General features: G+C 67.1%; 19 protein-coding genes. 17 read left to right on the forward strand and 2 right to left on the reverse strand.

Going from position 1 to position 24,169, the window contains the following annotated elements:
• Positions 1-137: 137 nt before the first annotated feature.
• The 12 genes from WS95_RS29390 (at position 138) to ugpQ (ending at position 12,288) form a co-directional block, all read left to right on the forward strand.
• Positions 138-1,061: a hypothetical protein gene (locus tag WS95_RS29390; protein ID WP_059827555.1), complete on the forward strand. Its 924-nt coding sequence runs from the start codon at positions 138-140 to the stop codon at positions 1,059-1,061.
• Positions 1,058-1,714, forward strand: a complete 657-nt coding sequence (locus WS95_RS29395) for a hypothetical protein (protein ID WP_059827557.1) — start codon at positions 1,058-1,060, stop codon at positions 1,712-1,714. The genes WS95_RS29390 and WS95_RS29395 overlap by 4 nt, the downstream gene beginning before the upstream one ends.
• The gene (locus tag WS95_RS29400; protein WP_059827559.1) at positions 1,711-2,577 is read left to right on the forward strand and encodes a hypothetical protein; all 867 of its coding nucleotides are present in this window, start codon (positions 1,711-1,713) and stop codon (positions 2,575-2,577) included. The genes WS95_RS29395 and WS95_RS29400 overlap by 4 nt, the downstream gene beginning before the upstream one ends.
• A complete protein-coding gene (locus WS95_RS29405; protein WP_059827561.1) occupies positions 2,574-4,205 on the forward strand; it encodes a type IV pilus secretin PilQ in 1,632 nt (543 codons plus the stop codon). Before WS95_RS29400 ends, WS95_RS29405 begins: the two co-directional genes overlap by 4 nt.
• 40 nt (positions 4,206-4,245) lie before the next feature.
• On the forward strand, positions 4,246-4,800 hold the full coding sequence (locus WS95_RS29410; RefSeq protein WP_059827562.1) for a shikimate kinase: 555 nt from the start codon (positions 4,246-4,248) through the stop codon (positions 4,798-4,800).
• Complete coding sequence (gene aroB / locus WS95_RS29415) at positions 4,797-5,876, forward strand: 3-dehydroquinate synthase (RefSeq protein ID WP_034209749.1); 1,080 nt, start codon at positions 4,797-4,799, stop codon at positions 5,874-5,876. The genes WS95_RS29410 and aroB overlap by 4 nt, the downstream gene beginning before the upstream one ends.
• A 40-nt stretch (positions 5,877-5,916) precedes the next feature.
• Positions 5,917-7,125, forward strand: a complete 1,209-nt coding sequence (locus WS95_RS29420; protein WP_059827564.1) for a deoxyguanosinetriphosphate triphosphohydrolase — start codon at positions 5,917-5,919, stop codon at positions 7,123-7,125.
• 88 nt (positions 7,126-7,213) lie between these two features.
• Positions 7,214-8,548: a sn-glycerol-3-phosphate ABC transporter substrate-binding protein UgpB gene (gene ugpB / locus WS95_RS29425; RefSeq protein WP_059827566.1), complete on the forward strand. Its 1,335-nt coding sequence runs from the start codon at positions 7,214-7,216 to the stop codon at positions 8,546-8,548.
• 97 nt (positions 8,549-8,645) lie between these two features.
• Positions 8,646-9,530 carry a sn-glycerol-3-phosphate ABC transporter permease UgpA gene (gene ugpA / locus WS95_RS29430; protein ID WP_034209752.1) on the forward strand — a complete coding sequence of 295 codons (885 nt, stop codon included), beginning with the start codon at positions 8,646-8,648 and terminating at the stop codon, positions 9,528-9,530.
• Entirely contained in the window at positions 9,527-10,372 is an 846-nt protein-coding gene (gene ugpE / locus WS95_RS29435; RefSeq protein WP_034209753.1) for a sn-glycerol-3-phosphate ABC transporter permease UgpE, read from the forward strand. The genes ugpA and ugpE overlap by 4 nt, the downstream gene beginning before the upstream one ends.
• Positions 10,373-10,404: 32 nt before the next feature.
• Positions 10,405-11,490 (forward strand): sn-glycerol-3-phosphate import ATP-binding protein UgpC, encoded by a 1,086-nt coding sequence (locus WS95_RS29440; RefSeq protein ID WP_034209754.1) that lies wholly within the window; start codon positions 10,405-10,407, stop codon positions 11,488-11,490.
• Between the two features lie 27 nt (positions 11,491-11,517).
• Positions 11,518-12,288 carry a glycerophosphodiester phosphodiesterase gene (gene ugpQ, locus WS95_RS29445; protein WP_059827568.1) on the forward strand — a complete coding sequence of 257 codons (771 nt, stop codon included), beginning with the start codon at positions 11,518-11,520 and terminating at the stop codon, positions 12,286-12,288.
• Positions 12,289-12,476: 188 nt separating this feature from the next.
• Here ugpQ and WS95_RS29450 read toward each other — a convergent pair whose 3' ends face one another.
• On the reverse strand, positions 12,477-13,208 hold the full coding sequence (locus WS95_RS29450) for an OmpW/AlkL family protein (protein WP_034209756.1): 732 nt from the start codon (positions 13,206-13,208) through the stop codon (positions 12,477-12,479).
• A gap of 193 nt (positions 13,209-13,401) precedes the next feature.
• On the opposite strand from WS95_RS29450, the gene WS95_RS29455 reads away from it, so the two are divergent.
• The 3 genes from WS95_RS29455 to WS95_RS29465 all read left to right on the forward strand — a co-directional run bounded on the left by WS95_RS29455 (position 13,402) and on the right by WS95_RS29465 (position 20,659).
• Positions 13,402-14,115, forward strand: a complete 714-nt coding sequence (locus WS95_RS29455) for a transposase (RefSeq protein WP_027783329.1) — start codon at positions 13,402-13,404, stop codon at positions 14,113-14,115.
• 288 nt (positions 14,116-14,403) lie between these two features.
• A complete protein-coding gene (locus WS95_RS29460) occupies positions 14,404-19,107 on the forward strand; it encodes a glutamate synthase-related protein (protein ID WP_034209757.1) in 4,704 nt (1,567 codons plus the stop codon).
• 85 nt (positions 19,108-19,192) lie between these two features.
• Positions 19,193-20,659, forward strand: coding sequence for a glutamate synthase subunit beta (locus WS95_RS29465; RefSeq protein WP_034209758.1), 1,467 nt, complete (start codon positions 19,193-19,195; stop codon positions 20,657-20,659).
• Positions 20,660-20,782: 123 nt separating this feature from the next.
• On the opposite strand, the gene WS95_RS29470 is transcribed toward WS95_RS29465, so the two are convergent.
• Positions 20,783-21,157 carry a hypothetical protein gene (locus WS95_RS29470; protein WP_059827569.1) on the reverse strand — a complete coding sequence of 125 codons (375 nt, stop codon included), beginning with the start codon at positions 21,155-21,157 and terminating at the stop codon, positions 20,783-20,785.
• Positions 21,158-22,046: 889 nt separating this feature from the next.
• On the opposite strand from WS95_RS29470, the gene WS95_RS29475 reads away from it, so the two are divergent.
• On the forward strand, positions 22,047-23,537 hold the full coding sequence (locus WS95_RS29475) for an alanine/glycine:cation symporter family protein (protein WP_059827571.1): 1,491 nt from the start codon (positions 22,047-22,049) through the stop codon (positions 23,535-23,537).
• A complete protein-coding gene (gene thpR, locus WS95_RS29480) occupies positions 23,534-24,100 on the forward strand; it encodes an RNA 2',3'-cyclic phosphodiesterase (protein WP_059780312.1) in 567 nt (188 codons plus the stop codon). Before WS95_RS29475 ends, thpR begins: the two co-directional genes overlap by 4 nt.
• Positions 24,101-24,169: the final 69 nt, after the last annotated feature.

The raw sequence follows: 24,169 nt of genomic DNA on the forward strand, positions 1-24,169 counted from the left end.
CGTGCCGTCAGCATAGTCCAGGCGCGGCCGCCACGAGCGGATACTGGCCGTCTGGCCGACTGTCGGCCGCACGCGTCGCTTTGCAGAATCAGGTCTCGGAAACGCGGCGTGGGCCGCGACGATCTCGGGAGGCTGGGATGGTAGGACGATGGGTGGCGCGGTTTGCACCGGGCAGGCATCGGTCGACGGGAATCGACGTCGGTGCGCACGAAGTGAGGGTGGCCGTGCTGAGCCGGCGCGGCCGGGACGCGGACGTGCGCGTCGAGGGGCTCGAGCGTGAACCGGTCGGGTTGGCGGACGGGCCGGAAGACGCGCGCTGGGCGGCGGTCGCGCGGTCGCTGGCGGCAGCCGTGGCGCGGCTGTCGGCGTCCGATGTGCGGTGCGACGCGCACGGCGTGATGGCGCTGCACGACGACGAGATGCGCACCGCGACGCTCGATCTGGCCGGGCGCGGCGACATCCCGGATGCCGCGCGGCAGGCGGCCGAGCGCATCTCGGGGCTGGCGCCGGACAGTCTCGCGTTCGACTGGCGGCACTACGGCGGCGCGCGGTCCGGCGAGATCGCGGTGGCGGTGGCGCCGCTGGCACTGCTCGAGCGGCGGATCGACGTGGCCGCCCAGGCCGGTATCGACCTGACGGTGATCGACGGCGAGTCGGCCGCCGTGCTGCGCGCGCTGCGCTATGCCGCGCAGTTCGAACTCGACGCGCAGGGCGCCTACGCGGCGCTCTGGTTCGGCGACACGGGCGTGCGCGGCTGGCGAATCGAGGGCCCGTCGACCACCCCTGCGCTCGCGCTGTCCGGCACGTTGCCGGAGGCACTTCCCGATGCGTTGCGCCGACGTGTGTTCGGGGCCGTGCGTTGCGTACTCGTTGCCGGGGACGAGCGATCTATCGCCCGCTTCGATACGTCCGTCGCCGAGATTGGCGACGTGCTCGGCACGGCGGCGGTCCCGTTCGACTGTGCGGGCTGGGACGGCCAGCCGCGCGCGCGCGCCGGCATGCCGGGCGGCCCGGCGTTTGCCGTCGCAGTCGGGTTGGCGTTGCGCGGGGTGTGGGAATGACGGCCGATCACGTGGCGGCGAACGGAGGCGGGGCGGTGGCGGCCGGGCAGGCGGGACGGGCGATATTCGGCGACTTCAACCTGCTGCCGTACCGCGAACGATTGGCGCAGGCCTTACGGCGCCGTCGGGCCGCGCAGTGCGGTGTGGCGATCCTGCTCGGCATGCTCGGCGCCGGCCTGTGGACGGGTGCCGCCGTGTTGTCGCGGTGGCGAGTGGACGCCGAGCGCGCCGGCGTGGAGGCGCGGCTGCGGCAGTTGCAGCCGCAAGTGGCCGTTGCGACGCGCGCCGCCCATGCCGCCGCCGCCATCGCGCAGCGCGAAGCGCAGGCGGCTGCGCTGGCTGCGCCTTACCGGCGCGTGGCAGGATTGCTGGCAACCCTGAAGCAAGTGCGCGCCGATCATGTCCGGCTCGACGCACTGCGCATGACGACGACCGGCGCCGTGCTCGACGCGCGCGCCGCGAGTTACCGGGCGGCTGCGCGGTGGCTCGCCGCGATGGCGCGCGAGCAGCGCGACTGGCGGATCGATATCGAGACGTTGAAGCCTGCGTCGGATGCGCCGGCTTCCGCGGCCGGGATGCCGTTCCTTTTCTCGGTGCAGTTGCGCTGGCACGACGCGATGTCGTCGCGGACGGTGTCGGGTGGTGGCGCATGACGGCGCTCGTGCATCGGCCGGCGCTGCACGCAGGCGCCGGGCTGGGCCGCATGCCGCGCGTGTCGCCGGCGGCCGTGCACGTCGCGGGTTGCGTGCTGGCATTCGTTGCCGTGTCGGCCGGCGGCATTCATTTGGCGAATACGGCCGACTGGAGCGGGCTGGCACACGGTCGCGCGTTGCTCGCCGCAGCGCAGGCGCGTGAGGCCGACGCGCAACGCGTGCTGGCTTCCGCCGGGCAACGGCGTGACGGGCATCGTGCGTCGACGCGCAACGATCGGTTGCCGGATGCGCCGGAATGGGCCGAGTTGATGCTGGAGCTGGCCGATGTCGCTGCATCGAGCGGGCTGCAGGGTGTGTCGATCGAACCGCAGCGCGCCGATGGCGCGGCACCGGACGGCCGGCGCACCGTGCGCATCGTCGCGGATGGCGGCTTTGGCGCGCTCGTGCAAATGGTCGGCGGGCTGGCGCGCTTGCCGGTGTTGGCCGTACCGTCGGCGCTGCGTATCGAGCGTGGCATGTCGGCGGTGCGGGTGGATATGTCCGTCGACGTGTTTCCGGCGCTGCCGGCAGCCACCGCCGCGGCGGCCGACACGCCGGTTCGTGCCGCTGCGTCCGACGCCGATCCGTTCGGCGAGGCTGGCCCGACCGAAGCGGCGGGGCGCGCAGCTCGTCTTGCCGGCACGATTCGCAATGCGCGTACCGGTCTCGCGTTGTTCGACGACGGCGACGGCGCGTTCACGACCGTCGCGCCCGGCGAGGTGCTGGGGGCCGCGCGCGTGGTGCGCGTCGATCGCGCTGCCGTGACGCTTGCGACGGCGGACGGATCGCAGCGGCTCGTCCTGGACGACGGAGGCCGGCCATGACGAAACACGGCTGGTGGGTGTTTGTCGTCTGGGCCGGCATGACGACGGCTGATGCAAGCGCGTCGTTGCCGCCGCTGCCGGCGGTCTGGCCGGCCGGGTCGACGGAGGTATCGGTGCCGGGCCTGTCGCAGCCGTTGCGCGTGGCTGACGGCGTGGACGGCGCGGTAGCGGAGGACGCCGACCCGTCGCCGTTCGATCAGGCGGCGCGTGCGGCGCGGCAGACGGAAACCGCCGCACCGCTCCCCACGCTGGAGGGGCCGCCGATCCCGCTGGCGCCACCGGCCCGAATGAGCGACCCCGCGGCGCGGCAACCCGGCGATGCAGACGACGCGCGGCGGATCTCGCTGAATCTGCAGGGCGCCGGCCTCGCGGCTGCGTTCGACGCGATCGCGCGGTTCACGGGGCTCAATATCGTCGTCGGCGAGCAGGTGCGCGGCACGGTGACGTTACGTCTGAACAACGTCCGCTGGCGCGAAGCGTTCGACACGCTGCTCGACACGCACGGGCTCGCGATGTCCCGGCGCGGCAACGTGATCTGGGTCACGCCGGCAACCGAACTGGCTGCGCGCGAACGCGAGCGCTTCGAAATGCATGCGCGGGCCGCCGATCTGGAGCCGCTCGCGAGCCGTACGTTCGCGCTGCACTATCCGCGCGCGCAGGACGTGCAACGGCTGCTGGCCGGCGCGACCGGCCAGCGCCTGCTGTCGAAGCGCGGCGCCGCGGCGGCCGATCCGCGCACGAACCTGCTGTTCGTGACCGATCTCGCGCCGCGCCTCGCTCAGATCGCGGGCCTGATCGACGCGATCGACCGGCCGTCGCGGCAGGTCCGCATCGAGGCCCGCATCGTCGAGGGCGAGCAGGGTTTCTCGCGCAACCTTGGCGCGCGCGTCGCGCTGCGTGCGCAGGCGCGGCCGTCGTCGGCCGAGGGTGCGTCGTTCACGGCGGATGCGCGCAACGCGCTGGATCTCGCCGCGCGGCCGCTCGGCGGTTTCGACGCGGCGACTGCCGGCTTCACGCTGTTCGCCGCGCCGCTCAGCCGCGTACTCGACATCGAACTGAGTGCGCTCGAGGCACAGGGTCGGGGCCAGATCGTTTCGCGTCCGCGGGTGGTGACGGCGGACCGCGTCAAGGCCATCGTCGAACAGGGCTCCGAGCTGCCGTACCAGGCGAAGGTCGGCAATGGCATGAGCGGCGTGCAGTTCCGTCGCGCGACGCTCAAGCTGGAGGTCGAGCCGCAGATCACGCCGGACGGGCGCGTGGTGCTCGATCTCGACGTGACCAAGGACAGCGTCGGCGAGCCGACCGCGGCCGGCCCCGCCATCCATACGAAGCACGTGCAGACGCGAGTCGAGGTCGAGAATGGCGGGACGGTCGCGATCGGCGGCATCTATGAACAACTGAACCGGAACGATGTGACGCGCGTGCCGCTCTTGGGCAAAATACCGTTTCTGGGCGCGCTTTTCCGGCACCGCGCGCAGCGTGACCAGCGCAACGAACTGGTCGTCTTCATCACGCCGACCGTCGTCGACGCGCGTTGCGGCGCATCCGACATGGGTGACGTGGACGCCGAGAAAACGGGGCCGGAAGCCGCCGGCGCAGGCTCGACAAGGCAGCCGCTTTGCCAGTAAGCTGCGCCACACACCAGCAAGATTGAAGCAGAGGAAGCCGTTGCAAGCGCGGGACCCACATGCAAACGTATTTTTCGTCGGCCTTATGGGAGCGGGTAAGACCACCGTGGGCCGTGCGGTCGCGCGTCGTCTCGACAGGACGTTCTTCGACTCCGACCACGAAATCGAGGCCCGTACGGGCGCGCGCATTCCGGTGATCTTCGAGCTGGAGGGCGAGGCCGGGTTTCGCGATCGCGAAACGCAGGTCATCGCCGATCTCGCGCAGCGCGAGAACATCGTGCTCGCGACGGGCGGCGGCGCGGTGCTGCGTCCGGAAAATCGCGTCAGCCTGAAATCCCACGGCATCGTCGTCTACCTGCGCGCCAATCCGCACGATCTGTGGCTGCGCACGCGCAAGGACAAGAACCGCCCGCTGTTGCAGACGGAAGATCCGAAGGGGCGTCTCGAAGCGTTGTACGAAGTGCGCGACCCGCTGTACCGCGAATGCGCGGATTTCGTCATCGAGACCGGCCGTCCGTCGGTCAACGGTCTCGTCAACATGGTGCTGATGCAACTCGAACTGGCCGGCGTGATCGCCAAGCCGCTACAAGCATGATTACTGTCAACGTCGATCTGGGCGACCGCGCCTATCCGATTCATATTGGCGCCGGCCTGATCGGCCGCACCGAGCTGTTCGCTCCCCACATCAACGGTTCGTCCGTCACGATCGTCACGAACACGACGGTCGATCCGCTCTATGGCGACGCGCTGCGCGCGGCGCTCGCGCCGCTCGGCAAGCGCGTGTCGACGGTCGTGCTGCCGGACGGCGAGGCGTACAAGAACTGGGAAACGCTGAACCTGATCTTCGACGGCCTGCTCACCGATCACGCGGATCGCAAGACGACGCTCGTCGCGCTCGGCGGCGGCGTGGTCGGCGACATGACGGGCTTTGCCGCCGCGTGCTACATGCGCGGCGTGCCGTTCATCCAGGTGCCGACGACGCTGCTGTCGCAGGTCGATTCGTCGGTCGGCGGCAAGACGGGCATCAATCACCCGCTCGGCAAGAACATGATCGGCGCGTTCTACCAGCCGCAGGCCGTGATCGCGGACATCGGCGCGCTGACGACGCTGCCCGATCGCGAACTGGCGGCGGGCGTCGCCGAAGTCATCAAGACGGGCGCGATCGCCGATGCCGAGTTCTTCGACTGGATCGAGGCGAACGTCGGTGCGCTGAACCGTCGCGAGCCGGCTGCACTCGCGCATGCGGTGAAGCGTTCGTGCGAGATCAAGGCGAGCGTCGTCGCGGCCGACGAGCGCGAAGGCGGCCTGCGCGCGATCCTGAATTTCGGCCACACGTTCGGCCATGCGATCGAAGCCGGGCTCGGCTACGGCGAATGGCTGCACGGCGAGGCGGTCGGCTGCGGGATGGTGATGGCGGGCGACCTGTCGGTGCGGCTCGGTCTCTTCGACGAAGCGTCGCGGCAGCGCCTCGATGCGGTGATCGCGGCCGCGCATCTGCCGACCCGCGGGCCCGCGCTCGGCGACGCGCGCTACATGGATCTGATGCGCGTCGACAAGAAGGCCGAGGCCGGCGCGATCAAGTTCATCCTGCTGAAGCGATTCGGCGATACGCTGATCACGCAGGCGCCGGACGAAGCGGTATTCGCTACACTGGCGCAGACGACCCACTAACGGCGGCGCGGATGTGCCGGCGCCCTGACATGGAGGAGACGTGAGCGAGACATCCAGCCGCACACTGCCCGAAGCCGGCCGCGCATCCGCCGCGCCGGTGGCCGAGCCGCCGACGCTGGCGGCGCTGGAAGCCCATCTCGCTCCGTATGCCGCGCACGCGTCGCAGTCGCGCGGCCGCCGCCATCCGGAAACCCCGCCGGCGGCGCGCACCGAATTCCAGCGTGATCGCGACCGCATCGTCCATTCGACCGCGTTTCGCCGGCTCGAATACAAGACGCAGGTCTTCGTCAATCACGAAGGCGACCTGTTCCGCACACGTCTCACGCACAGCCTCGAGGTCGCGCAGATCGCGCGCTCGGTCGCGCGCAACCTGCGCCTGAACGAGGATCTCGTCGAAGCGATCTCGCTCGCGCACGATCTCGGCCATACGCCGTTCGGCCATGCCGGGCAGGACGCGTTGAATGCGTGCATGCGCGAGCACGGCGGCTTCGAGCACAACCTGCAAAGCCTCGCCGTGGTCGACGAGCTCGAGGAGCACTACGGCGCGTTCAACGGATTGAACCTGTGCTTCGAGACGCGCGAAGGCATCCTGAAGCACTGCTCGCGCGAGAACGCGCGCAAGCTCGGCGCGCTCGGCGAGCGCTTCCTGCAGGGCCGCCAGCCGTCGCTCGAAGCGCAGCTCGCGAACATCGCCGATGAAATCGCGTACAACAACCACGACGTCGACGACGGCCTGCGCTCCGGCCTGATCACGATCGAGCAGCTCGCGGAAGTCGAGCTGTGGCAGCGTCACTACGAAGCGGCGCTCGCCGAATTCCCGCATCTCGAAGGCCGTCGTCTCGTGCACGAGACGGTGCGCCGCATCATCAACACGCTGATCGTCGACCTGATCGACGAGACGACGCGCAATCTCGTGCGCGTCGCGCCCGCGTCGCTCGACGACGTGCGCGACGCACCGCCGCTCGTGTCGCACAGCCCCGAGGTCGCCGCGCAGGCAGCGGCCCTCAAGCGCTTCCTCTTCAAGAACCTGTATCGCCACTACAAGGTGATGCGCATGGCGAGCAAGGCGCAGCGCGTGGTCACGGGCTTGTTCGACGCGTTCATCGACGATCCGCGCCTGCTGCCGCCGCCATACCAGTCCGACGACGTGGCGCAGCAGCCGCGTCTCGTCGCGCACTACATCGCCGGCATGACCGACCGCTTCGCGCTGAAGGAATACCAGCGCCTGTTCGTCATCAACGACAACTGACTGTCACAAACGATCACTAGACTTCGCCGGTTCAATGGCGACGGGAATGTTGCACACGCTGTTGGTAACGTTTTCATAGGAGAGGTCGATGAAGAAGAAGCCTGCGGGGACACTGGTTCGGTCGATCGCGCTCGGCGGCGCGTTGATGTTCGGGGCGCAGCACGTCGCGCTCGCCGCGACGGAAATCCAGTTCTGGCATGCGATGGAGGCCGCGCTCGGCGAGCGGGTCAATGCGATCGCCGACCAGTTCAACGCGTCGCAAAGCGACTACAAGATCGTGCCGGTCTTCAAGGGCACCTACGACCAGGCGCTCGCGGCCGGCATCGCGGCCTATCGCAGCGGCAACGCGCCGGCGATCCTGCAGGTGTACGAAGTCGGCACGGCGACGATGATGCAGGCGAAGAAGGCGGTCGTGCCCGTCTACGACGTGTTCAAGCAGGCCGGCGTGACGCTCGACGAAAAGGCGTTCGTGCCGACCATCGCGAGCTACTACAGCGACGCGAAGACGGGCCACCTGGTCTCGATGCCGTTCAACAGCTCGACGCCGGTGCTGTACTACAACAAGGACGCGTTCAAGAAGGCGGGCCTCGATCCGAACCAGCCGCCGAAGACGTGGGCCGACGTGAAGGCGGATGCCGAGAAGCTGCGCAAGTCGGGGATGGCCTGCGGCTTCACGACCGGCTGGCAGGGCTGGATCCAGCTGGAAAACTACAGCGCGTGGCACGGGCTGCCGTTCGCGAGCCGCAACAACGGCTTCGACGGTACGGACGCCGTGCTCGAGTTCAACAAGCCGCAGCAGATCGCCCATATCGCGTTCCTGCAGCAGATGGCGAAGGACGGCACGTTCACGTACGCGGGCCGCAAGGATGAAGCGTCGGCGAAGTTCTACAGCGGCGACTGCGGGATCCTGACGACGTCGTCGGGGGCGCTCGCGAACGTGCAGAAATTCGCGAAGTTCAGCTACGGCACGGGGATGCTGCCGTACGACGCGGACGTGAAGGGTGCGCCGCAGAACGCGATCATCGGCGGCGCGAGCCTGTGGGTGCTGGCCGGCAAGGATCCGGCGACCTACAAGGGCGTCGCGAAATTCCTCGCGTACCTGGCAACGCCTGCCGTCGCCGCGAAGTGGCACCAGGATACGGGCTACCTGCCGGTGACGACCGCCGCGTACGACCTGATGCGCCAGCAGGGCTTCTACGCGAAGAACCCGAGCGCCGAAACCGCGATCAAGCAGATGTTGAACAAGCCGCCGCTGCCGTACACGAAGGGGCTGCGGCTGGGCAACATGCCGCAGATCCGCACGATCGTCGACGAGGAGTTCGAACAGGTCTGGGCGCAGAAGAAGTCGCCGAAGGACGCGCTCGACTCGGCCGCCTCGCGCGGCGACGAACTGCTGCGCCGCTTCGAGAAGTCGGGCGGCTGAGCGCGCATCGCGTTCGTGCCGCCGGCGGCGCCGCGCGTCAGCGCGTGCCGTCCGGCGGCGCGGTTCCCCTTCCGTTTCGCCTGACCGGACACCCGCGATGCAATCCCGTTCCCGTTTCGGTACGAGCCCGGTGCCGTACCTGCTGATCGCGCCGCAGCTCGCGATCACCGCCGTGTTCTTCCTGTGGCCGGCCGGCGTCGCGCTGTGGCAGTCGACGCAGACGCAGGACGCGTTCGGCACGTCGAGCGAGTTCGTCGGCTTCGCGAACTTCGCGCACCTGTTCGCCGATCCGCTGTATCTCGATTCGTTTCGCACGACACTCGTGTTCAGCTCGCTCGTCACGGTGAGCGGGCTCGTCGTGTCGCTGCTGCTCGCCGCATGCGCCGACCGCGTGATCCGCGGCGCGCGCGCGTACCGCACGCTGCTGATCTGGCCGTACGCGGTCGCGCCGACGATCGCGGCCGTGCTGTGGGCGTTCCTGTTCAACCCGAGCATCGGCCTGATCACGTACGCGCTCGCGAAGGGCGGCATCGTATGGAACCACGCGCTGAACGGCGGTCAGGCGATGTTTCTCGTCGTGCTGGCGTCGGTATGGAAGCAGGTGAGCTACAACTTCCTGTTCTTCTACGCGGGGCTGCAGGCGATTCCGCGCTCGCTGATCGAGGCGGCGGCGATCGACGGCGCGGGGCCGGTGCGGCGCTTCTTCAACATCGTGCTGCCGCTGCTGTCGCCGACGAGTTTCTTCCTGCTGGTCGTGAACCTCGTCTACGCGTTCTTCGACACCTTCCCGGTGATCGACGCGGCCACCGGCGGCGGCCCGGCGCAGAGCACCAGGACGCTGATCTACAAGATCTTCGCGGAAGGCTTCCAGGGGCTCGACATCGGCAGCTCGGGTGCGCAGTCGGTCGTGCTGATGATCATCGTCGTGGGGCTCACGGTGATCCAGTTCCGCTTCGTCGAACGCAGGGTGCAATACGCATGATCGAGAATCGCAAGGGCTTCGACCTGTTCTGCCACGCGGTGCTGATCGCCGGCGTCGTCCTGATCGTGTTTCCCGTCTACGTCGCGTTCTGCGCGGCGACGATGAACGCGCAGGAAGTGTTCACGGTGCCGCTATCGCTCGTGCCGAGCACGCACCTGTTCGAGAACGTCGCGTACATCTGGGGGCACGGCAGCGGCGGCACGACGGCGCCGTTCGGCCGCCTGCTCGTGAACAGCTTCGCGATGGCGCTCGGGATCGCGGTCGGCAAGATCGCGGTGTCGATCCTGTCCGCGTACGCGATCGTCTATTTCCGCTTCCCGTTTCGCAACACGGCGTTCTGGCTGATCTTCGTCACGCTGATGCTGCCGGTGGAAGTGCGGATCTTCCCGACCGTGCAGGTCGTGTCGACGCTGCATCTGACGAACACCTATGCGGGGCTCGCGATGCCGCTGATCGCGTCGGCGACCGCGACGTTCCTGTTCCGTCAGTTCTTCATGACGCTGCCCGACGAACTGATGGATGCGGCGCGCATCGACGGCGCGGGCCCGCTGCGCTTCTTCTGGGACGTCGTGCTGCCGCTGTCGAAGACGAGCATCGCCGCGCTGTTCGTGATCACGTTCATCTACGGCTGGAACCAGTATCTGTGGCCGATCCTGATCACGACGGAAGCGTCGCTGTCGACGGCGGTGGTCGGCATCAAGACGATGATCGCGAGCGGCGACGCCGCGACCGAGTGGCAATACGTGATGGCGGCGACGCTGCTGGCGATGATCCCGCCGCTCGTCGTCGTGCTGGCGATGCAGCGCTGGTTCGTGCGCGGCCTCGTCGATTCCGAGAAATGAACGACCGACGGTAACCGGGAGAAGGACCAGGTATGGCTGCACTGAGCTTGAAGGGCGTCAGGAAATCCTACGATGGCAAGCAGCACGTGCTGCACGGCATCGACGTGGAGATCGCCGACGGCGAATTCATCGTGCTGGTCGGCCCGTCGGGCTGCGGCAAGTCGACGTTGCTGCGGATGATCGCGGGGCTCGAGTCGGTGACGGACGGCGAGATCGCGATCGGCGACCGGGTCGTCAACACGCTGGAGCCGAAGGATCGCGACATCGCGATGGTGTTCCAGAACTACGCGCTGTATCCGCACATGACGGTCGCGCAGAACATGGGCTACGGGCTGAAGATCCGCGGCATCGAGCGCGCGACGATCGATGCGCGGGTGGCCGCGGCCGCGAAGATTCTCGAGCTCGAGCCGCTGCTCGCGCGGCGGCCGCGCGAGTTGTCGGGCGGCCAGCGGCAGCGCGTCGCGATGGGGCGCGCGATCGTGCGCGAGCCGTCGGTGTTCCTGTTCGACGAGCCGTTGTCGAACCTCGACGCGAAGCTGCGCGTGCAGATGCGGCTCGAGATCCAGCGGCTGCACGCGCGGCTCGCGACGACGAGCGTGTACGTGACGCACGACCAGATCGAGGCGATGACGCTCGCGCAGCGCGTGATCGTGATGAACCGCGGTTACGCGGAACAGATCGGCGCGCCGGTCGACGTGTACGAAAAGCCGGCGACGGTGTTCGTCGCGGGCTTCATCGGCTCGCCGGCGATGAACCTGCTGCACGGCCGGCTGTCGGAAGACGGCGCGACCTTCACGGTCGCGGGCGGCGGCCCCGCGCTGCCGGTCGCCGGCGCGCCGGGCATCGGCCGCGAAATCGCCGCCGGGCGCGACTGGGTGCTCGGCGTGCGTCCGGAACACATGACGCCGCAGCCGGGCGTCGCGCAGGCGACGCTGCCGGTCGATTCGTGCGAGCTGCTCGGCGCGGACAATCTCGCGCACGGCCGCTGGGGCGATCACGACGTCGCGGTGCGCCTGCCGCACGCGGACCGTCCCGCGCGTGGCACCGCGCTGGCGGCGGCGTTGCCCGCGCACCGGCTGCATTTCTTCGATCCCGAAACCGGCAAGCGCGCCGGCTGAAACCGTCCGACTGCCGGGAGACCGACGATGACGATCCGCACCGACTGGCCCTATCCGCGCGTCGTCGCCCATCGCGGCGGTGGCACGCTCGCGCCGGAGAACACGCTTGCCGCGCTCGACGAAGGCGCGCGGCGCGGTCACCGGATGGTCGAGTTCGACGCGAAGCTGTCGGCCGACGACGTGACGTTCCTGCTGCACGACGATACCGTCGACCGGACGTCGAACGGCCACGGCGCGGCGGCGGGTATGCGTTATGCGGCGCTGGCCGCGCTCGACGCGGGCGCGTGGCGCGATGCGCGCTTCGCGGGCGAACGGATGCCGACGCTCGAGGCCGCGGCGGCGCGCTGCATCGCGCACGGGCTGGCCGCGAACGTCGAGATCAAGCCGTGCCCGGGGCGCGAGCGCGAAACGGGGCGGCGCGTGGCGGCCGACGCGGCCGCGTACTGGCGCGATGCCGCGGTGGCGCCGCTGCTGTCGTCGTTCTCGTTCGACGCACTGCAACAGGCGCGCGCGTCCGCGCCGGCGCTGCCGCGCGGAATGCTCTACGAAGTCGTGCCGGACGACTGGCATGCGCAGGTCGTCGACGCGCTCGGCTGCGTGTCGTTGCATGCAGACCACACCCGCCTCGACGAACCGCTCGTGCGCGCGATCAAGGCCGCCGGGCTGCGCATCCTGGTTTACACGGTGAACGACCTCGAACGGGCGCGCGAACTCGCGCGCTGGGGCGTCGACGCGGTCTGCACCGACCGCATCGACCTGATCGCGCCCGATGCGCTGGACGACATCGACGTCGTCTGACGGCCACGGCCGCGGCCCCGACCGCGGCGGCGTCCGGTAAAACCCTTGCCCGGAACGTGCCCGACGCGAAAAAACGACGCCCCGACGGGAGGCCCGCCGGGGCGTTTTGCATCGTGGAGACGTTACGCCACGAAAAATCCGCTACAAATTGCAGCAGGATTAACCATTCCCCAAATATTCGACTACGCTTAGAAACGGTAGCCGACGTTCAGGTACGTGACGATCGGGTTCAGCGAGATGTGGGCCTTCGACGTTTCCGTCAGCGTCCCGACCGGCGTCCGGCGGGCCGTCGTGAAGGTCGCGGTCACGCTGACGGGGATGTACGAGAGCGACAGGCCCGCGAACCAGTGTTTCGTGAAGTTGTACGTGAACCCAGCGTTGAAGACGGGGGCCCACTGGTTGCTCGTCGTCGCGCTGGTGGGGCCGCCGAGCACGCCGTTCTCGAAGCTGCCGTTCGTGATTTTCGCGCCGGTGAACCAGACATACGTCGCGCCGATGCCGACGTACGGACGGAACTTCGCGTTGGCGTCGTTGAAGTGGTAGCGGAGCAGTACGGCGGGGCTCCACTGGTACGCGCGGCCGAGTACGCCGAATCTTTCGAACTGACCCTTGCCGGTAATGTCGAACTTCGGCGGTATCCCCATAACGAGCTCGGTGGAGATATGGTCGGTGATGAAGTAGCCGGTTGCGAGCCCAAGCGTGTCGGCGTCGCTGATACCGGCGCCGGTGTTGGGAATCGACTGGTTGATGGGCGTACCGCCTACGCCGTAGACGAACAGCGGGTCGCTGCTGTCCTGCGGCGAAAGGTGGAACCAGCCGGTGCTGACGTAGAAATCACCCGCGGATTGTGCGTGTGCCGTGCCGCCCGCGAACGCGAATGCGAGCGCTGCGGCCCCCGTAATGGCCAGTTTTCGTTTCATTGTGTCTCCTCCGATCAAAGGCGTGCTCATTATGACGACTGCGTTTAAAACCAAACAAGCTCGTAAGTTAGAGTTTTCTCCCTAGGATTCGCACGACCGTACGCTTACGCGCGCCGCTGGGACGGGCATTCTACGCAGGTGCGCAATTTCGGACCTCCGGGTATTTCCTAACGCGTTCAAACGGACATTCAGCATGGCACGGTTAGCACGACTCTACGTTCCCGACCAGCCGCAGCACGTAATACTGCGCGGCCTGGATCAGCAACCCGCGTTCGTCGACGACCAGGACTACGAACTCTTCATCGACTGCCTGAAGGCCGCCGCACGCGATCATCACCTGTCGGTGCATGCCTACGTGCTGCTGCCGCGCCAGGTGCAACTTCTCGTGACGCCGAGCGACGAGGCGAGTCTGCCGAAGGCGATGCAAGCCGTCGGCCGCCGCTACGTCGCGCATTTCAACCGGCGCTATTCGCGGCGCGGCACCCTGTGGGAAGGCCGCTATCGCGCGACGGTGATCGAAGGCGAACGCTATTTCCTGCTCGCGAGCCGCGTGGTCGAGATGAGCCCGGTGCGCTCGCAGCTCGTCGCGACGCCCGAGGCGTATCGGTGGTCGAGCTACCGGCATCACGTCGGGCTCACCGTCGACAGCCTGATCACCGACCATCCGCTTTACTGGGCGCTCGGCAATACGCCGTTCGACCGCCAGCGCGCGTACAAGGAGCTGTGCGAGCAACCGCTCGACGAGCGGCAGGCCGACCAGCTGCAGCAGGCGACGCTGAAAGGCTGGGTGCTCGGCGGCGAGAATTACCGCGAGTGGGCGGCGCGCACCGCGAACCGGCGCGTTTCGCCGTTGCCGCGCGGACGCCCCAGAAAGGTGCGCGAGAACACGCCGCCGATCCAGCAATAAGGCCGGAAAGGCGGGCCAGAAGCGGCGCTGCGGGCGCCGCTTCTTTTTGCACCAAATCGATACGTCCCCAATAAAACGGCACCATATCAAGGCATTCGTTTAATTGGGGTTGGATCAAGCGGTTTTTGTTGCTATTCCCTTGATTCGTCGCGTATATTCCGAATTCCGGTGGCCCGGGCGAAGCTTGCCCAACCACTGTCGGCCGCGCCGTCTCCCGTCGGGAGCGGGATCGATGGCAACAAGAAAACGGTTCAACGGCCTCCAGGCCCCCTTTACGACGGTGTCCCCATGAACGACCACCAGCAGCCGCTCGCCGCGGTGCCCGCCGCACAAGGTCTGTACGACCCGCAAAACGAACACGACGCCTGCGGCGTCGGCTTCGTCGCTCACATCAAGGGCAAGAAGAGCCACGAGATCATTCAGCAGGGTCTGAAGATCCTCGAGAACCTCGATCACCGCGGCGCGGTCGGCGCCGATCCGCTGATGGGCGACGGTGCGGGCATCCTGATCCAGATTCCGGACGCGTTCTATCGCGAGGAAATGGCGAAGCAGGGCGTGAACCTGCCGCCGGCCGGCGAATACGGGGTCGGGATGATCTTCCTGCCGAAGGAGAACGCATCGCGTCTCGCGTGCGAGCAGGAGCTCGAGCGTACGGTGAAGGCCGAAGGCCAGGTCGTGCTCGGCTGGCGCGACGTGCCGGTCGACCATGCGATGCCGATCTCGCCGACGGTGAAGGCGAGCGAGCCGCTGATCCGCCAGATCTTCATCGGCCGCGGCAAGGACATCATGGTGACGGACGCGCTCGAGCGGAAGCTGTACGTGATCCGCAAGACGGCGAGCCACCGCATCCAGGCGCTGAAGCTCAAGCACGGCAAGGAATACTTCGTGCCGTCGATGTCGGCGCGCACGGTCGTCTACAAGGGGCTGCTGCTGGCGGGCCAGGTCGGCGTGTACTACCGCGACCTGCAGGACCCGCGCGTCGTGTCGGCGCTCGCGCTCGTGCACCAGCGCTTCTCGACCAACACGTTCCCGGCGTGGGAGCTGGCTCACCCGTACCGGATGATCGCGCACAACGGCGAGATCAACACCGTGAAGGGCAACGTGAACTGGCTGAACGCGCGTACCGGCGCGATCGCGTCGCACGTGCTCGCCGACGATCTGCCGAAGCTGTGGCCGCTGATTTACCCGGGCCAGTCGGATACCGCCTCGTTCGACAACTGTCTCGAACTGCTGGTGATGGCCGGCTACCCGCTCGTGCACGCGGTGATGATGATGATCCCGGAAGCGTGGGAACAGCACACGCTGATGGACGAGAACCGCCGCGCGTTCTACGAATACCACGCCGCGATGATGGAGCCGTGGGACGGCCCGGCCGCGATCGCGTTCACCGACGGCCGCCAGATCGGCGCGACGCTCGACCGTAACGGGCTGCGCCCCGCGCGCTACATCGTGACCGACGACGACCTCGTCATCATGGCGTCGGAAGCCGGCACGCTGCCGATCCCCGAATCGAAGATCGTCAAGAAGTGGCGCCTGCAGCCGGGCAAGATGTTCCTGATCGACATGGAACACGGCCGCATCATCGACGACAAGGAACTGAAGGACAACCTCGCGAACGCGAAGCCGTACAAGAGCTGGATCGACGCGGTGCGCATCAAGCTCGACGAGATCGAGCCGAAGGCCGAGGAAGTCGCGGCCGGCCGCACGCAGGGCGCCGCGCTGCTCGATCGCCAGCAGGCGTTCGGCTATACGCAGGAGGACCTGAAGTTCCTGATGGCGCCGATGGCGCAGCAGGGCGAAGAGGCCGTCGGCTCGATGGGCAACGACTCGCCGCTCGCGGTGATGTCGAACAAGAACAAGACGCTCTATCACTACTTCAAGCAGCTGTTCGCGCAGGTCACGAACCCGCCGATCGACCCGATCCGCGAGAACATGGTGATGTCGCTCGTGTCGTTCATCGGCCCGAAGCCGAACCTGCTCGACACGAACAACATCAACCCGCCGATGCGTCTCGAAGTGTCGCAGCCGGTGCTCGATTTCAAGGACATCGCGAAGATCCGCGCGATCGACCAGTACACGGGCGGCAAGTTCAGCGCGTACGAACTGAACATCTGCTACCCGGTCGCGTGGGGCAAGGAAGGCATCGAGGCGCGCCTCGCGTCGCTGTGCGCGGAAGCCGTCGACGCGGTGAAGTCGGGCTACAACATCCTGATCGTGTCGGACCGCAAGACCGACGCCGAGCACGTCGCGATTCCGGCGCTGCTCGCCACGTCGGCGATCCACACGCACCTCGTCCAGCAAGGGCTGCGCACGAGCACGGGCCTCGTCGTCGAGACGGGCTCCGCGCGCGAGACGCACCACTTCGCGCTGCTCGCGGGCTACGGCGCGGAAGCCGTGCACCCGTACCTCGCGATGGAAACGCTCGCGAAGATGGCCGAAGGCCTGCCGGGCGACCTGTCGCCGGAGAAGGCCGTCTACAACTTCACGAAGGCGGTCGGCAAGGGCCTGCAGAAGGTGATGTCGAAGATGGGCATCTCGACGTACATGTCGTACACCGGCGCGCAGATCTTCGAAGCGCTCGGTCTGTCGAGCGACCTCGTCGAGAAGTACTTCAAGGGCACGGCGTCGAAGGTCGGCGGCATCGGCCTGTTCGAAGTCGCGGAAGAAGCGATCCGCCTGCACCGCGACGCGTTCGGCGACAGCCCGGTCCTGCGCGACATGCTCGACGCGGGCGGCGAGTACGCGTACCGCGTGCGCGGCGAAGACCACATGTGGACGCCGGATTCGATCGCGAAGCTGCAGCACGCGACGCGCAGCAACTCGTACCAGACGTACAAGGAATACGCGCACCTGATCAACGACCAGACCAAGCGTCACATGACGTTCCGCGGCCTGTTCGAGTTCAAGGTCGAGCCGACCAAGGCGATCCCGATCGACGACGTCGAGCCGGCGAAGGAGATCGTCAAGCGTTTCGCGACGGGCGCGATGTCGCTCGGTTCGATCAGCACCGAAGCGCACGCGACGCTCGCGGTCGCGATGAACCGGATCGGCGGCAAGTCGAACACCGGCGAAGGCGGCGAGGACCAGAAGCGCTACCGCAACGAACTGCGCGGCATTCCGATCAAGTCGGGCGAGACGCTGAAGTCGGTGATCGGCGACGAGATCGTCAGCGACATTCCGCTGAAGGACGGCGACTCGCTGCGCTCGAAGATCAAGCAGGTCGCGTCGGGCCGCTTCGGCGTCACCGCCGAGTACCTCGCCTCGGCCGACCAGATCCAGATCAAGATGGCGCAGGGCGCGAAGCCGGGCGAAGGCGGCCAGCTGCCGGGCCACAAGGTGTCCGACTACATCGGCAAGCTGCGTTACTCGGTGCCGGGCGTCGGCCTGATCTCGCCGCCGCCGCACCACGACATCTACTCGATCGAGGATCTGGCGCAACTGATCCACGACCTGAAGAACGTGAACCCGGTGGCGAGCATTTCGGTGAAGCTCGTGTCGGAAGTGGGCGTGGGCACGGTCGCGGCCGGTGTCGCGAAGGCGAAGGCCGACCACGTCGTGATCGCCGGCCACGACGGCGGCACGGGCGCGTCGCCGCTGTCGTCGGTGAAGCACGCGGGCACGCCGTGGGAACTCGGCCTCGCCGAAACGCAGCAGACGCTGGTGCTGAACCGCTTGCGCGGCCGCATCCGCGTGCAGGCCGACGGCCAGATGAAGACGGGCCGCGACGTCGTGATCGGCGCGCTGCTCGGCGCGGACGAATTCGGCTTCGCGACGGCGCCGCTCGTCGTCGAAGGCTGCATCATGATGCGCAAGTGCCACCTGAACACGTGCCCGGTCGGCGTCGCGACGCAGGATCCGGTGCTGCGTGCGAAGTTCAAGGGCCAGCCCGAGCACGTCGTGAACTACTTCTTCTTCGTCGCCGAGGAAGTGCGCGAAATCATGGCGCAGCTCGGCATCGCGAAGTTCGACGACCTGATCGGCCGCGCCGACCTGCTCGATACGCGCAAGGGCATCGAGCACTGGAAGGCGAAGGGCCTCGACTTCTCGCGCGTGTTCTACCAGCCGGAAGAATGCGAGGACGTCGCACGGCGTCACGTCGACGTGCAGGATCACGGCCTCGAGCGCGCGCTCGACCACGTGCTGATCGAGAAGGCGAAGGCCGCGATCGAGAACGGCGAGCATGTGTCGTTCATCCAGCCGGTGCGCAACGTGAACCGGACGGTTGGCGCGATGCTGTCGGGCGTGATCGCGAAGAAGCACGGCCACGACGGCCTGGCCGACGACGCGGTGCACATCCAGCTGAAGGGCACGGCCGGCCAGAGCTTCGGTGCGTTCCTCGCGAAGGGCGTGACGCTCGACCTCGTCGGCGACGGCAACGACTACGTCGGCAAGGGGCTGTCGGGCGGCCGGATCATCATCCGTCCGACCAACGACTTCCGCGGCAAGTCCGAGGAAAACATCATCTGCGGCAACACGGTGATGTACGGCGCGATCGAAGGCGAAGCCTTCTTCCGCGGCGTGGCGGGCGAGCGCTTCTGCGTGCGCAACTCGGGCGCGACGGCGGTCGTCGAAGGCACGGGCGACCACGGCTGCGAATACATGACGGGCGGCACGGTCGTCGTGCTCGGCGAGACCGGGCGCAACTTCGCGGCCGGCATGTCGGGCGGTCTCGCGTACATCTACGATCCGGAAGGCACGTTCGCGGCCAAGTGCAACAAGTCGATGGTCGCGCTCGAGCCGGTGCTGCAGCAGGCCGAGCAGGAGCGCACGGTCGACCGCGCGCTCTGGCACGAGGGCACGACCGACGAAGCGCTGCTCAAGGGGCTCGTCGAGCGTCATTTCCAGTTCACGGGTTCGCCGCGCGCGAAGTCGCTGCTGGAAAACTGGGACGCGGCGCGCCGCCAGTTCGTGAAGGTGTTCCCGCACGAATACAAGCGCGCGCTGGGCGAGATCGGTGCGAAGAAGGCGGCGAAGGAAGTGCTGGCCGCCTGAGCGACGAACGACATAGCGAATGCCGCGCGCGCTTGACTGCCGCGCGCGGCTCCCCCACCCGATACACCGAACAGAAGAGCACCTTATGGGCAAGGCAACCGGTTTTCTGGAGTTCGAACGCCGCCACGAGGCGTACGAAGCACCGCTCACGCGCGTGAAGCACTACAAGGAATTCGTCGCGGCGCTGACCGACGCGGACGCGAAGATCCAGGGCGCGCGCTGCATGGATTGCGGCATCCCGTTCTGCAACAACGGGTGCCCGGTCAACAACATCATCCCGGACTTCAACGATCTCGTTTATCGCCAGGACTGGCAGCAGGCGATCGAAGTCCTGCATTCGACCAACAACTTCCCCGAGTTCACGGGCCGCATCTGCCCGGCGCCGTGCGAGGCGGCCTGCACGCTCGGGATCAACGACGACCCGGTCGGCATCAAGTCGATCGAGCACGCGATCATCGACAAGGCCTGGGCGGAAGGTTGGGTGAAGCCGCTGCCGGCCGAGCACAAGACCGGCAAGAAGGTCGCGATCGTCGGTTCGGGCCCCGCGGGCCTCGCGGCCGCGCAGCAGCTCGCGCGCGCGGGCCACGACGTGACGGTGTTCGAGAAGAACGACCGCATCGGCGGCCTGCTGCGTTACGGGATCCCCGATTTCAAGCTCGAGAAGTGGCTGATCGACCGACGCATGCGCCAGATGGAAGCGGAAGGCGTGACGTTCCGCACGAGCGTGTTCATCGGCAAGGACCCGCTGCCCGAGTCGATCGGCAGCCTCGCGAAGGAAACCATTTCGCCGGACACGCTGAAGGAAGAATTCGACGCGGTCGTGATCGCCGGCGGTTCGGAAACGCCGCGCGATTTGCCGGTGCCGGGCCGCGAGCTCGCGGGCGTTCATTTCGCGATGGACTTCCTGCCGCAGCAGAACCGCGTGAATGCGGGCGACAAGCTGGTCGACCAACTGCTCGCGAAGGGCAAGCACGTGATCGTGATCGGCGGCGGCGATACGGGTTCGGACTGCGTCGGCACGTCGAACCGTCACGGCGCGAAGCAGGTCACGCAGTTCGAACTGCTGCCGCAGCCGCCGGAAGAGGAGAACAAGCCGCTCGTGTGGCCGTACTGGCCGATCAAGCTGCGCACGTCGTCGTCGCACGAGGAAGGCTGCGAGCGCGACTGGGCGGTCGCGACGAAGCGTCTCGAAGGCAAGAACGGCAAGGTCGAGAAGCTGATCGCGGTGCGTGTCGAGTGGAAGGACGGCAAGATGCAGGAAGTGCCGGGTTCCGAATTCGAAATGAAGGCCGATCTCGTGCTGCTCGCGATGGGCTTCACGCAGCCGGCCGCGCCGGTGCTCGACGCATTCGGCGTCGCGAAGGATGCGCGCGGCAATGCGCGTGCGGCGACCGAAGGCGATCGTTCGTACTACACGTCGGTCGACAAGGTGTTCGCGGCAGGCGACATGCGACGCGGCCAGTCGCTCGTGGTGTGGGCGATCCGCGAAGGCCGCCAGTGCGCGCGCTCGGTCGATGCGTATCTGATGGGGCATTCGGAATTGCCGCGCTGAGCATCGGCGCGAGCGCGTTTCGATGCAAAACGGGCGTCCGAAAGGGCGCCCGTTTTTTTGCGACAGTCGGCGGCGAGGCTGCCGAGCCGACGGCATACGCCCAAGGCGTGCGGTCAAGCGATGTCATTGTGTCGGCTTCGCCGATTCCAAGGGAAGCTTCTGAATTTTCCCGAAACCCGTGATGCGACGGTCGCAATCGATCGATGCCACGTAGTTTCCGTCGCGCGACTTTAGGTCGAATGCCCACCAGCCCAGCTTGTCCGCATAATAGCGGGGCTTGCCGACGAATTCGACTTCATCCATCTCTACGCCTTGTTCTTTGGCGAATGCGAGAATTTTGGCCTCGAGCTCTTCGGCCGGAGCATCTGGGCAACTGCCTTCGTCCCTCTCGTATCTGGCAATCCCGACGATGACAAGAAATAACAAGACTAGGGCGACGGCTGTCGCGATAAGACCAAGCATGATGCGAACGATGTAGCGAGTGACTCTTGCGATCATGATCGTTTCGGGCAGATTTGATAGTCGGTATGACCAAGCGTTGAGCCGATTTCTCGCAAAATGGTAGTCATCCGTTCTTGCGGGAACAGAAATCGTCGCCTACCTCGATGACGCCGTGTTTGGGCAATGTGCTCCAGTATTTTCAGCTGATGGCGAATCTCGATCTCGTTCCATTCTTGAGTGTTTGAAATAATTCGTTATACGAATCACCAAACATCATTCTTTACCGCGTTCTGCGGAGTGGGTATCCATCGTTGTAGCGATGACCGTGATGCAGCTTGCGCCGCACCCCGCGGCCCGCGTGCTATCGACAAGTTTTCGAGAACAAATGCGGCGGATCTGCAGCAGGGGGAGGAAATGGTTCGCTTGCCGGAGGGCCTTTTGCAGAAAGGCACGGCGACCCGCTCGCCGGAGAGCTGGCGGCAATTGGTCACGGGAAGCGAGAAACGGACGAGCGAAGCAAGGGGGCGAATATGGAGACACCGCTAGTGGGTCAATATCGCCATTAGCAACGTTTCGGAATGTCAAAGAGGGAGATTCGTTAGCAATAGTGTCGTCATTTTTGCGGATCACTCGGGCAGGCCGGCACGCGCGCCATCTTGTAATCGTCGGCCGCGTCACGTTGGTCATGTCGCCGATAAGACGCGTCGACGCGCGTGGCAGGTGATCCGACGCTCATGGCGTCGCCGCCCTCCGGTGTTCTGCCCATGCCGTTCTTCCCCCGAATTTTTCGCCAAGCATCGTCTAACCTGATGGCATTCGCCGGGATCTCCTGCTATCTCGAATCTTTCGTTTTGTAATAATCCTTGAAAACTGTCATATCATGTCGCCCCTCGGGGCCGCGTTTGCGGCCGTCGCACATGACTGACGCTATTTACAAGGACTCTGGATGGAAGCACTCGTGCAAGGGCTGGTCGACGCCGTCAACGGCGTGTTGTGGAATTACGTGCTGATCGCACTGCTGCTCGGCGTGGGCATGTGGTTCACGCTGCGATTCCGGATGATCCAGCTGAAGGCGCTGTTCCTCAGCATGAAACTGGTCGGCAGCAAGGGCGAACCGGGCAGCATTTCGTCGTTCCAGGCGTTCGCGACCGGGCTCGCGAGCCGCGTCGGCACCGGCAACATCGCGGGCGTCGCGGTCGCGCTGACGGTCGGCGGGCCGGGCGCGATCTTCTGGATGTGGATGACGGCGCTCGTCGGGATGTCGTCCGCGTTCGTCGAGGCGACGCTCGCGCAGATCTTCAAGGTGTCGCACGCGGACGGCAGTTATCGCGGCGGCCCCGCGTACTACATCCAGACGGGCCTGCGCTCGCGCGGCTTCGGCGTGCTGTTCTCGCTGTCGCTGATCCTCGCGTTCGGCTTCGTGTTCAACGCGGTGCAGGCCAATGCGATCGCCGACGCGTTCGACACGTCGTTCGGCTGGAGCCGCGCGAGCGTCGGTCTCGGGCTCGTGCTGCTGACCGCGCCGATCATCTTCGGCGGCATCCGCCGGATCGCGGCGGTCGCGCAGGTGATCGTGCCCGTGATGGCGATCGGTTATCTCGCGCTCGCGGTCTATGCGGTCGCGACGCACATCGCGCTGGTGCCGGGCGTGATCGCGCTGATCGTGAAAAGCGCGTTCGGCCTCGAGCAGGCCGCGGGCGGGCTGACGGGCTATGCCGTCAGCCAGGCGGTCGCGATGGGCGTGAAGCGCGGGCTGTTCTCGAACGAGGCCGGCATGGGCAGCGCACCGAATGCGGCGGCGACCGCCAGCACGCGCCATCCGGTGGTGCAGGGGTTGATCCAGATGCTCGGCGTGTTCGTCGACACGATCGTGATCTGCAGCGCGACCGCGTTCGTGATCCTGCTGTCGGGCCAGTACGAGCTCGGTACCGGCATGGAAGGCGCGGCGCTCACGCAGCGCTCGATCGCGAGCCACGTGGGCGACTGGGGCGGCATCTACATGGCATTCGCGATTTTCTTCTTCGCGTATTCGTCGGTGATCGGCAACTACGCGTATGCGGAAGGCAACGTCGAATTCATCACGAAGCGGCGCGGCGTGCTGCCGCTGTTCCGCGTCGCGGTGCTCGGCATGGTGATGTTCGGCAGCGTCGGGCAACTGCCGCTCGTATGGGCGATGGCCGATACGAGCATGGGGCTGATGGCGATCATCAACCTGATCGCGATCCTCGCGCTCGGCAAGTACGCGCACGCCGCGTGGGCCGACTATCGCCGCCAGCGCGCGGCGGGCGTCGCCGACCCGGTGTTCACGCGCAACACGATTCCCGAACTCGCGAACGTGCTGCCCGGCGACGTGTGGGGCGAGCACGGCCCGCTGCCGCAGCGTCCGGCGTCGGCCGACGCATCGAACGCGCCGCGCGCCGCCGTGAGCGAGTCATGAACGGCGACCGGCTCCGTGCGTTCGTCGCGCTGATGCCCGATACGGCGTCGCGCGACGCGCTGCACGCGTTGCCGGTCACCCGTGGCGCGCGGCGCACGCTGCCCGCGCAACTGCACGTGACGCTCGCGTTCGTCGGCGCGATCGAGCGGGAGCGGTGCGACGCGCTGGCCGCGCATCTGCCCGCGCTCGCGGCCGCGCACGCGTTGCCGTCGTTGCCGGTCGAGCGGATCGCGTGGTGGCCGAGCCCGCCGCGCGCGAGACTGATCGTTGCGGAACTCGCGGCCGACGCCGCTTGCGTCGCGCTGAATGCAGGGCTCGCGGCGCTGCTGCGCGAGCTCGGCGTGCCGGCCGATCGGCGGCCGTTCCGCCCGCACGTGACGCTCGCGCGGCTGCCGCACGACGCGGTCGGCCAGCCGGCGCACGGCGGTGCGGTGGGGCGTGCCGTCGCACTGCGGTTCGACGCGCTCACGCTGTTCGAAAGCCGGTTGTCGCACGAAGGCGTGTCGCACCGGCCGATCGTGTCGGTGCCGATTGCGCGGGCGGACGACGCGGCGGTGCGTTGAGCGGTCCCGGCGCGTCCGGCGAATCGTTGAAGGCTGCCCTCCCGATCGTTTCGGATGCCGACGTGCCGC

Origin of the sequence: Burkholderia sp. MSMB1826 (assembly GCF_001526325.1) — a bacterium.
GTDB lineage: Bacteria > Pseudomonadota > Gammaproteobacteria > Burkholderiales > Burkholderiaceae > Burkholderia.

Bases quoted from the DNA above. Each gene is read 5' to 3' on its own strand.
- WS95_RS29390 (WP_059827555.1), top strand. From the start codon at position 138: ATGGTAGGACGATGGGTGGCGCGGTTTGCACCGGGCAGGCATCGGTCG.
- WS95_RS29395 (WP_059827557.1), top strand. From the start codon at position 1,058: ATGACGGCCGATCACGTGGCGGCGAACGGAGGCGGGGCGGTGGCGGCC.
- WS95_RS29400 (WP_059827559.1), top strand. From the start codon at position 1,711: ATGACGGCGCTCGTGCATCGGCCGGCGCTGCACGCAGGCGCCGGGCTG.
- WS95_RS29405 (WP_059827561.1), top strand. From the start codon at position 2,574: ATGACGAAACACGGCTGGTGGGTGTTTGTCGTCTGGGCCGGCATGACG.
- aroB (WP_034209749.1), top strand. From the start codon at position 4,797: ATGATTACTGTCAACGTCGATCTGGGCGACCGCGCCTATCCGATTCAT.
- ugpB (WP_059827566.1), top strand. From the start codon at position 7,214: ATGAAGAAGAAGCCTGCGGGGACACTGGTTCGGTCGATCGCGCTCGGC.
- ugpA (WP_034209752.1), top strand. From the start codon at position 8,646: ATGCAATCCCGTTCCCGTTTCGGTACGAGCCCGGTGCCGTACCTGCTG.
- ugpE (WP_034209753.1), top strand. From the start codon at position 9,527: ATGATCGAGAATCGCAAGGGCTTCGACCTGTTCTGCCACGCGGTGCTG.
- WS95_RS29440 (WP_034209754.1), top strand. From the start codon at position 10,405: ATGGCTGCACTGAGCTTGAAGGGCGTCAGGAAATCCTACGATGGCAAG.
- ugpQ (WP_059827568.1), top strand. From the start codon at position 11,518: ATGACGATCCGCACCGACTGGCCCTATCCGCGCGTCGTCGCCCATCGC.
- WS95_RS29450 (WP_034209756.1), bottom strand. From the start codon at position 13,208: ATGAAACGAAAACTGGCCATTACGGGGGCCGCAGCGCTCGCATTCGCG.
- WS95_RS29455 (WP_027783329.1), top strand. From the start codon at position 13,402: ATGGCACGGTTAGCACGACTCTACGTTCCCGACCAGCCGCAGCACGTA.
- WS95_RS29460 (WP_034209757.1), top strand. From the start codon at position 14,404: ATGAACGACCACCAGCAGCCGCTCGCCGCGGTGCCCGCCGCACAAGGT.
- WS95_RS29465 (WP_034209758.1), top strand. From the start codon at position 19,193: ATGGGCAAGGCAACCGGTTTTCTGGAGTTCGAACGCCGCCACGAGGCG.
- WS95_RS29470 (WP_059827569.1), bottom strand. From the start codon at position 21,157: ATGATCGCAAGAGTCACTCGCTACATCGTTCGCATCATGCTTGGTCTT.
- WS95_RS29475 (WP_059827571.1), top strand. From the start codon at position 22,047: ATGGAAGCACTCGTGCAAGGGCTGGTCGACGCCGTCAACGGCGTGTTG.
- thpR (WP_059780312.1), top strand. From the start codon at position 23,534: ATGAACGGCGACCGGCTCCGTGCGTTCGTCGCGCTGATGCCCGATACG.